General features: G+C 52.9%; 5 protein-coding genes. 3 read left to right on the top strand and 2 right to left on the bottom strand.

Annotation, left to right across the window (positions count from 1 at the left end; translation table 11 throughout):
- Nucleotides 1–34: 34 nt before the first annotated feature.
- The 3 genes from AD930_RS01090 (at nucleotide 35) to AD930_RS01100 (ending at nucleotide 3,179) form a co-directional block, all read left to right on the top strand.
- On the top strand, nucleotides 35–1,654 hold the full coding sequence (locus tag AD930_RS01090; protein ID WP_061504803.1) for a UvrD-helicase domain-containing protein: 1,620 nt from the start codon (nucleotides 35–37) through the stop codon (nucleotides 1,652–1,654).
- Nucleotides 1,655–1,939: 285 nt separating this feature from the next.
- Nucleotides 1,940–2,791: a hypothetical protein gene (locus AD930_RS01095; protein WP_156476795.1), complete on the top strand. Its 852-nt coding sequence runs from the start codon at nucleotides 1,940–1,942 to the stop codon at nucleotides 2,789–2,791.
- Nucleotides 2,792–2,918: 127 nt separating this feature from the next.
- The gene (locus AD930_RS01100; protein ID WP_052403925.1) at nucleotides 2,919–3,179 is read left to right on the top strand and encodes a hypothetical protein; all 261 of its coding nucleotides are present in this window, start codon (nucleotides 2,919–2,921) and stop codon (nucleotides 3,177–3,179) included.
- 88 nt (nucleotides 3,180–3,267) lie between these two features.
- On the opposite strand, the gene AD930_RS01105 is transcribed toward AD930_RS01100, so the two are convergent.
- Nucleotides 3,268–5,373, bottom strand: coding sequence for a P-loop NTPase fold protein (locus tag AD930_RS01105; RefSeq protein WP_156476796.1), 2,106 nt, complete (start codon nucleotides 5,371–5,373; stop codon nucleotides 3,268–3,270).
- A 10-nt stretch (nucleotides 5,374–5,383) separates the two neighbouring features.
- Entirely contained in the window at nucleotides 5,384–6,538 is a 1,155-nt protein-coding gene (locus AD930_RS01110; RefSeq protein ID WP_043551778.1) for an energy transducer TonB, read from the bottom strand.
- Nucleotides 6,539–6,779 lie beyond the last annotated feature (241 nt).

Below are 6,779 nucleotides of genomic sequence, written 5' to 3' on the forward strand. Positions count from 1 at the left end.
TACCTTAACGCGAGAACGGGCGGGATGTGCAACCGTGCCCGCACGGCACGCGGGGTGTGAGGACGGTTTTCTGCGCCGCGCGGCATATCTGCGCACGAAAAAGTGCGCTATACGCGCGCCACCGCTGACAGATGAGGGCCAGAAAAGCGCGATGATTGCCATCACCCCGGAACAGACCGCCATTCTGGACACGCCCCCCACCGCCAGCTTTCGTGTGATTGCCGGGGCCGGGTGCGGCAAGACCTCCACGCTGGAGTGGTTCAGCAAAACATGGACGCGCCACCGGGGGCTGTATCTGGCCTTTAATACCGCCATTGCCAAAGAGGCCCGCGCCCGCTTTTCCAACCAGATTGAAGCGCGCACCGCCAATAGTTACGCCTATCGCAGCTTGAATATCGGGCAACTGAACCGCAAGGTGCAGGGGCGCTATCTGGTGCGCGATATCTGGCGGCTGGAAAAGGTTCTGGGCATGAAGTCCGGCGGGGCTGCGGATGCGGTGCTGAAAACGCTGAGCAATTTTCTGATCAGCGAAGGTTCCAAAATTACCGCCACCCACTGCCCAGAGCCTGACAGCGGGCGCAACCGGGAGATCCGCCTGTTTGTGGCGCAGGCTTACAAATATCTGGCGGCCCTTGAGAAACATGATTTTCCTATCACGCATGATCTTTATTTAAAGAAGTTTGAGCGTGAGCAGAAAATTACTGGCTACGACTATATTATGGTGGATGAAGCGCAGGACCTGAACCCGGTTCTGATTTCCATCCTGAAAAAATCCGGCCTGCCGATTGTCGCAGTAGGGGACCCGAACCAGTCCATCTACGCCTTTCGCGGAGCGGTGGATGCTATTAGCGACCTGGAAGGCCCGTGCCTGCCGCTGACGCGGAGCTGGCGGTTTGGGGAGCCACTGGCGCGGATGGCCAACGCCATTCTCGGGCACCACTCCCGCAAACCGGCCCACAGCCTGCACGGCAACCCGGCGGTGAAAAGCCGGGTCATGCTGCATAAAAAGGGCCTGAAACCGGAGCACAACACGCTGGTTCTGGCCCGCACTAATGCCCGGCTGTTTGAAGGGCTGGCGGACAGCACGCGCCCCTTCCATGTGCTGGGCGGGGTGAATGACATGGTGCAGGAAATTCTGGCCGCCTACAGCCTGTATCAGCGCCAGTTTCAGCCGTCTTTAAAGCCGGAGGGTGCGGCGCTGGAATACGGCACATGGCGCGAGCTGGAAAATGCCGCAGAAGGCCGCGATGGGGACCCTGTTGCCAAAAGATTGTTTGGCATTGTGGATAAACACAAAGAGACGCTGGATAAAAAGATAAAGACGATCCAGACGCTTTACCGGGACGACCCGGATGAAGTCAGTCTGGTGTGTTCCACCGCGCACAAGGCGAAGGGGCGGGAGTTTGATGCCGTCATTATGCTGGATGACTTTCTCTCCCCCGAGGAATGGAGCCGGCGGCGCACGCAGTTTCAGGACCGCGCCAGAAAAACCGAGCAGGAACACGGCCCGCTCTCCCCGCGCCTGAAAGCCCGGTTGAAGCGCGATCTGGATAACTGTGATCAGGAAATCAATCTGCTCTATGTGGCCTGTACGCGTGCGCGGCTGACGCTTTCTCTGCCAGAGGCGTTGTTTGAATTCTGGAAGAAGGTCTAGCCCGCGCAGCGGGAAGGGCTTGCCTTTGGGGAAACATTGCGTATCTTTAATTAATCGGGGTCTTCAGGCTCCGTTTGGAACGTCATGATTTACTGATTTTTATGTCCGGATTTACAATTTAAGCGTCATAAGAGATGTGCAATGTCGAAATGGAAGATCATTGTCTCTGGTGCTGTTTTAGGCCTGTCCTGCCTGCTCTGGCCGTATGAGGCCAATGCCCGGCAGTCCTGCATTGCGGCCTCCATTAGTGAGAATTTAATAGGCGGCCAGAGCGATACGCCGCTGATGCCGGTTAAAATTAATGACCAGCCAGCTGCTCTGTTCTTAAGTTATGATTATAACGGTATTTATCTAAAAAATTCCTCTTCCATGAATTTTGACAAATTTGTTGATGATGGGGCCTGGGGAACGGAATACGTTCTCAATGTCTTTGGGAAGCGCGAAAAAGCGCACGTTATCAGGCTCGATAAATTCTCTTTTGGTGGTTTTGAGGTTCCCCACGCTAAATTTGTTCTTCTGAAAGAGGCGAGCAAACAGTCCGTTCAGGGGCTTCCTGTTGTTGGTATTTTAGGCAACACCTTTCTCAATAACTTTGCTGTTCTGTTTGATGTGAAGAACAAGAAAATCACCTTTTTTGAGGTTGAGGACGGGTGCGAGAATAAAGAAGAAATAGCAAAAATTATGGGTGGGGATTTTCATGAAGTCGCTCTCCATAACGATGCGAACAGGCAGGAAGTGGCGGTGAGAATATCTGGCCGCAAAGTGCATTTTTTCATCAATCCTGATCTGGATATGACAGAAATGCCTATGGGCTGGATTGCCGATTATCACATCCCGCTTGTGAAGAAAGACGAAAAAACCGAGGTGAGATTTAACCTCGGTGAAGGCTATATTTCCAACGTTGCGACAGTTGAGAGCCTGACCATAGGGGACGACACGGAAAAGAACAGAAAGATAAAGGTGGCCGATAAAATCTATGCCGGGTCTTTAGGGCTGGATTTTTTCGCGGACCATGTTGTGTTGATTGATGCAATCAATTCCAAAATGTATTTCAGGAAAAGCGACGGCACCAGCACCGATGCCGGCCATAACCTGCATTTTGAAACGTCCAAAAATGCCAGTATTGATGTGAAATGACGCAACAGGACTGATGATGGGCCGGAGGCATGGCCTTTCTGATGCCTCCGCACAATTAAGGGGAACCCGTGCCACTTTGTGGGGTTGAGGGAAGTGACAGACTTGTGAGCCCCAAAGGAGAGACCCCATGAAACGTCCTGTTCTGGCTATAACAGCTTTACTGGCAACCTGCGCTCTGGCCGCGTGTGCACCGCCGCCGCCCGGTGATGGGGGAGGCCGAGGGGGACACCATGGCGGCCCCGGCAGCAGCTACCGGAACGGCCTGCAGGGCGGCAATGGTGGAAACTGGCGCAACGGCAACAGCTCCGGCAACATGCAGGGCGGCGGCCCCGGCATGGGCGGCCCGGCCATGCAGAATGGCGGTGTAGGAGGCGGGAACGGTTACTGACCGTTCTGCCCCGATGGTTGCTTTATAACATTTGCTGATCTTGTTGTGGGCTTTGACTGCGACATGATGGCAAAAATCTATTTAATTTTTATGGAATTGGGGTCCTCTTGGCAGCATCGCACAGGGGCTCAATCGTGGCCTTTAGTCCTTCCTTAAACAAGGGGGAGCCGTCAGATTGTGCCACAGCATCGCTGAGAGCTTTGCTTAGCTCGCTAAACCAATCGCATTCAGGGTGTAGCGCACTACTATGGTGTACTGTCTTTTCGTATCGTTCTTTCAAACATGCAATAAGATACATGCGATGATCTGCAGGGAGGCTAATAATCTTGCGAGAAAATATTATCGTATTTAAATGCTGTAGAATTGGTAAATGCTCATATACTGGTTCTGTTTCACTCACTCGGAACAGAAGGGATATAAATTTGTCCCAGTTTTCATCGAAAAGAGATTGAAGTTCTATAGATTTCACAGTGAGTTGTTTCTCTAGCCATAATTTTTGTTCAGAAAAATAAAAACCCTTTATTATTTGAAAATCCTGAGAGCCTTCTTCGCTGAATGATCTACCAAAGGGAGGAAATAAGGAAAGATGATTTGGATCGGCAATAGCCATCCGTATTCTTTCTTCGAACATATTTTTTTTTGCGAAAACGTCTTTGATGTAATTTTTTGCGCAGTCGACAGGATCACTTGCATTGAAGCCCTCCTGGCCGACGCGGTGTAGTGTCAGATAAATACTGCACGCATGCAGCATATCAAGATCGACAAATTTTCTATTCTCAAAGTCAATCATGAATGCAGCAACGGCTTTGTCCAGTTCCTGTTCTGAGGACAGCGAGTAGTTCCATACTCGCAACCATGAAGGCAGTTCTGTTTGTTCTGTAAAGCGGTTGTCTAGAGCTAGGCTTGCATTGATGGCTTCTGCTTGGACCGTGCCTCGCATTACAAGTGCTTCGAGACTATCTGGCGAAATTAGTGGTGAACGTAGAAACATGTAGTCGTATGTTTTTAATCTTGTACAAATAATTGCGTTGTTCCTATCCGTTTCAGATGGGGTGGGTTCGTCAGACTTTAAGAAAGAATTTTTTGGCTGTGAGGGGTTTTTTATTAGTTTATTCAAAAGATTGAGTGGTACACCATAGATACGATTTTCTATCAGTCTGATGTAGACGCATATAAAGAGTTCTGAGAGTGCGGCATAATGACTTTCTGTTCGGTAGGTGGTCTTGATATTCTTAAATAAAGTTTCCCCCAAAGGTACGAAGAATGAAAGTAAGCGCAGGTTGGACATGCCTGCTTTAACAGCCAGCAATTCAAGATGGTTCCGCAAAATTTTAAAAAAATTCTTGAAATCTGGATCTTTAATTTTCATTTCAATTTTGGAAAAAGCTGATTGAAAATCAGGCTTTACTTCAAGAGTCAGGCAGACAGTCTTTTCTTTTGTGCGTAGATATTGTTTAGTTGCATCTTTGTCGCCGACTATGATTTCTTCTTCGTTGGCCAAAAGAAGAACTCGGTTCTCTCCGTTGCTGATAAGGGGGTGAATTGCAGCAAGAATATCTGGTTTAGGCATGTTTGCGCGTTCTAGATCATCAAAAACGATGATACGACGGCGTGGTTTTCCATCTGGGCCAAGAATGCCCAGATCAGCGCCTGCCAATGTTATGCTCTCGCTGGATTTTTCTTTATTTTTCTTGTCAGTCAAATCGTTCAAATCAATGCGTAGTGTAGTCTTAAGCAGGCTTCTTACAACGAAGCTTCCTACCTGTCCGGGCTTTCCCGCCAGAATTGGATGCAGCTCGGCGTAGAGAGCATCGCCAATTTCCGTTGCAGATGCGACTCCGAAGAGCGAGACGCGGAGAGGAAATCCGGCTATATCGTCATTTTTACGATTTTTCTTTTTTTCCTCGAAAAATCGGTCAACCAGCCAAGTCTTGCCACAGCCCCATGTGCCCCGGAGCATTATGGCAAATGGGATTTCCTCTTCTCCGTAGCAATATTCGTCTAGAGTCTTGATTAAATCCAGATTGGGGCCAGCCCATTTAAATGTCGATGGCTTCATGTGTTTCTCTTCTTCGAAGCTTGTGCGTGTGAATCTGTTTCTTTGCCAAAAATGCCCCGCCATCCAGGAAGGTAAAAGCAGGAAACTCACCCACACCAGAAAGAAAAAATCAGCCAGGAAGAACAGGTTTTCCACCTGACCCAGCTCAATGCCTAATCAAAATATAATTAATCGTCAGATCGATATCAAAGTGGTTGCCCTTCATGTCCGGTGGGACGGGCGGGAGCTGGGAGCCGCGGAACATGCCGGAGGTCGCGGCGTCCAGATAGTAGGAGCCGGCTGAGCCTGTCTGGTAGACGGACTTCACGCGGCCCGTGCGGTCCAGAACCACATGCACGGAGGAACTGCCTTCTTCCCCGTTTCGGGCAGCTTCTTCCGGGTAGTACATGTGGCGCTGAATCCACTCGTTAATCTGCTCACCATAATCATCGCTCACACCCCGCACAGAAGTGCGGGAGGTGTAGTGCGCGTTAATCTGGCCGTTCTCCACCACGGGGCCAACGGAAAGGTCAATCGGGCCGCCAGAGCCACCCGGTCTGCCATGGCGGGAGCGGCGCGGGGCCGGGGCCTCGTTGAAGGAGAGGTCCATTGGGTTATCAAACGGGGATGCCGCGTGGCGGTTGGGCGTCTGGGATGGGCGGGCGTGCGTCGTGGGGCGCTGCACCGCATGCGCCTGCGGCTTGTGGCCAGAGGGCGGGTGCGCGGCCTTTACCGGTTTGGGCGGCTGCGGCACGGATTTGGTCAGCCCGTCATCCGCTTCTGGCAGAGGCGGGGTGGCTGGTGTTTCTTCCGACGGCACGGTGGGGGAGGGCGGCCCTTCCGCCGGGGTCGGTTCAGCCTGCCCCGCCTTGCTGGGGGCCTTGCCGGAGTTGCCGCCACCGGCCTCATCAGAATGCGGGCCGACCATGCCGCTGGTGGATTCCGGCTGCGCAAAAACCATTTCCACCGGGGAAGGCTGCTGGCCATCCGGGGTGCCATGCTGCTGGTGGTGCGTGGCCTGCCACAACAGGGCACCCAGCAGCAGGAAATGCGCAAGGGCAGAGGCCGTCAGCACCGGGCCGATGGTGGGCTCGGCGTAGACTTCCTTGCGGATAATGGGTGTGGAGGTGCCTTTTACACGGCGATAGCCGGAAGCCGGGCGGGCGACGGGTGTGGGGGAAGCGGTCAGCCGGTCCCGTTCACCACCCTGCGGGGCAGGTGGCGGGCTGGCGGGGCGTGCGGTGCCGGGTGGGGAAGGGGGAACCAGCCGTGGTTCCTGCCCGTCCCGCCTGCGCGAAGAAGGGCTGAGCTTCGCCGTCATGAAGTGCCGGATCTCTCCTCCGCAAAAACCGCGCCAGTAGCTGGCGGGTTGAAGCGGCTATTTTGCCATTGCTTCTGCATTGTTGCCACCCTGAATCCTAATTTGCCTTCATAGCAGGGTGCGGGGCGCTGTGTAATGCGTCTTCTGAGGGCTGGTGGCCTGTGGGGGCCGGGGTGGTTGCGGGCTTTGACGTGTCTTGCGAGACATCCTGTTCCGGCGGCTGCGGGGCGGAGCCGGGCTG

This window comes from Acetobacter malorum (genome assembly GCF_001580615.1).
GTDB classification, from domain to species: Bacteria; Pseudomonadota; Alphaproteobacteria; order Acetobacterales; family Acetobacteraceae; genus Acetobacter; species Acetobacter malorum.